General features: G+C 68.8%; 2 protein-coding genes. One reads left to right on the forward strand and one right to left on the reverse strand.

Annotated features, from left to right (window positions below; genetic code table 11):
• Window positions 1-47 precede the first annotated feature (47 nt).
• Window positions 48-515: an RDD family protein gene (locus tag ACFWZ5_RS46110; RefSeq protein WP_384806760.1), complete on the reverse strand. Its 468-nt coding sequence runs from the start codon at window positions 513-515 to the stop codon at window positions 48-50.
• A gap of 279 nt (window positions 516-794) precedes the next feature.
• Here ACFWZ5_RS46110 and glnA point away from each other — a divergent pair, with 279 nt between their 5' ends.
• A complete protein-coding gene (gene glnA, locus ACFWZ5_RS46115; protein ID WP_384806762.1) occupies window positions 795-2,204 on the forward strand; it encodes a type I glutamate--ammonia ligase in 1,410 nt (469 codons plus the stop codon).
• The last annotated feature ends 267 nt before the right edge of the window (window positions 2,205-2,471 follow it).

Here is a 2,471-nt window from a genome sequence, read left to right on the forward strand (position 1 = left end):
GTTCCGGGCGCCCCTTCTGTGCGTACCGGCGTATGCAGCTGTGCCGCTCAGATCCTGACCTGCACCGAGCGGGAGAGGCGGTCGTGCAGGCCGCGGCCGTCGCGGTCCCAGATGAGGGCGGGGATGCCGAGGCAGAGCAGCAGGCTGCGGATCACGACGCGGCCGAAGCCGAGGCGGCCGCCGTCCTCGGCGACCACCCGGAGCCCGAGGAGCCGCTTGCCGGGCGTGAAGCCGACCGTGCCGACGGTGAGCACGCTCATCACGAGCAGCACGCCGAGCGCCCAGTTGCCCATCGCCTGCGGGTTGCCGCGCGCGAACAGGCCGTATGCGATCACCATGCACAGGCCCCAGTCGACGGCGATCGCGCCGATGCGGCGGCCGGGCCTGGCGACGGAGCCGGGGCCCTCCTCGGGCAGCCCGAGCCGCTCTCCCCGGTATCCGAAGTCGACGCCCGCTTCCTCGGCTGCCGCGCGAGGGCCGGAGAGCCACGATCCGATTGCTTGCCTGTTGTCCACCCGTCCACGGTACTGCGCCCCTTTTCGTACGGGGACGGGCGGGGCCTCGTACGAGTGCGGGCGGGGCCTCGTACAGGGCCGGGCGGGGCCTCGTAACGGGTGCGGGCGGGGGCCCGCGGAGGGCCTGCCGGACCCCCGCCCGGTTAACTTCGGCGAAACAAACGGGTCACGCTTGAGAAATCCCCCGTCCCTATGGTCGGGTCCCAGCGTGTGCCACCGCACTGGCCGCACGACCGAGCTGCAACCCCGCTCCTCCTGGGCGGGAGTAGGAGGAGCTGGATGTTCCAGAACGCCGACGAAGCCAAGAAGTTCCTCGCGGATGAGGACGTGAAGTTCGTAGACGTCCGCTTCTGCGACCTGCCGGGTGTGATGCAGCACTTCACGGTGCCGGCCGAGGCGTTCGACCCCACGGAGGAGCTGGCCTTCGACGGCTCGTCCATCCGCGGCTTCCAGGCCATCCACGAGTCCGACATGGCGCTGCGCGCCGACCTGTCGACGGCCCGCGTGGACCCCTTCCGCCGCGACAAGACGCTGAACGTCAACTTCTTCATCCACGACCCGATCACGGGCGAGCAGTACTCCCGCGACCCGCGCAACGTCGCCAAGAAGGCCGAGGCCTACCTCGCCTCCACCGGCATCGCGGACACCGCGTACTTCGGTCCCGAGGCGGAGTTCTACGTCTTCGACTCGGTCCGCTTCGAGACGACGGCCAACCGCTCGGTCTACGAGATCGACTCCGAGGCGGGCGCCTGGAACACCGGCGCGCTTGAGGACAACCGCGGCTACAAGGTCCGCTACAAGGGCGGCTACTTCCCGGCCCCGCCGGTCGACCACTTCGCCGACCTGCGCGCCGAGATCTCCCTCGAACTGAACGCTGCGGGCCTGAAGGTCGAGCGCCAGCACCACGAGGTGGGCACGGCGGGTCAGGCCGAGATCAACTACAAGTTCAACACGCTGCTCGCCGCGGCCGACGACCTGATGCTCTTCAAGTACATCGTGAAGAACGTCGCCTGGCGCAACGGCAAGACCGCGACCTTCATGCCGAAGCCGATCTTCGGCGACAACGGCTCGGGCATGCACGTCCACCAGTCCCTGTGGTCCGGCGGCGAGCCCCTCTTCTACGACGAGCAGGGCTACGCGGGCCTCTCGGACACCGCCCGCTACTACATCGGCGGCATCCTCAAGCACGCCCCGTCGCTGCTCGCCTTCACCAACCCGACGGTGAACTCGTACCACCGCCTGGTCCCCGGCTTCGAGGCCCCGGTCAACCTGGTCTACTCGCAGCGCAACCGCTCCGCCGCGATGCGCATCCCGATCACGGGCTCCAACCCGAAGGCCAAGCGCGTGGAGTTCCGCGCCCCGGACCCGTCCTCGAACCCCTACCTCGCCTTCTCGGCCCTCCTCCTGGCCGGCCTCGACGGCGTCAAGAACAAGATCGAGCCCGCCGAGCCGATCGACAAGGACCTCTACGAGCTCGCCCCCGAGGAGCACGCGGGCGTCCCCCAGGTCCCGACCTCCCTCCCCGCGGTCCTCGACGCCCTGGAGGCGGACAACGAGTACCTCCAGGCGGGCGGCGTCTTCACGTCCGACCTGATCGAGACGTGGATCGACTACAAGCGCGCAAACGAGATCGCCCCGATCCAACTCCGCCCGCACCCGCACGAGTTCGAGCTGTACTTCGACATCTAGAGGGCGGGGTCGGGTGAGCTGGGGCTAGGTCCCGGAAACCCACCGTGAACTGGGAAAACGCTGCTCGACAGTTCTCGCTGTTCCCGGCTGTTTTCCAGGGTCTTGTGCACCGGGTGTGCACCGGCGTCGCCGATATCTGACCCACCATCAAAGACGCATGCGAGGGTCGTCACCTCCGAGGGGGGGTGGACCCCCCGCAGGGGGTGGCGCAGCGGCGGGGGCCAAGAATAATTGGGGTACAAAAAAAAAGGCGGGGGCGCCGCCAGC

Origin of the sequence: Streptomyces sp. NPDC059003, from assembly GCF_042740445.1 — a bacterium.
Classification (GTDB): domain Bacteria; phylum Actinomycetota; class Actinomycetes; order Streptomycetales; family Streptomycetaceae; genus Streptomyces.

Coding starts and splice junctions, on each gene's coding strand:
- glnA (WP_384806762.1), top strand. CDS start 795: ATGTTCCAGAACGCCGACGAAGCCAAGAAGTTCCTCGCGGATGAGGAC.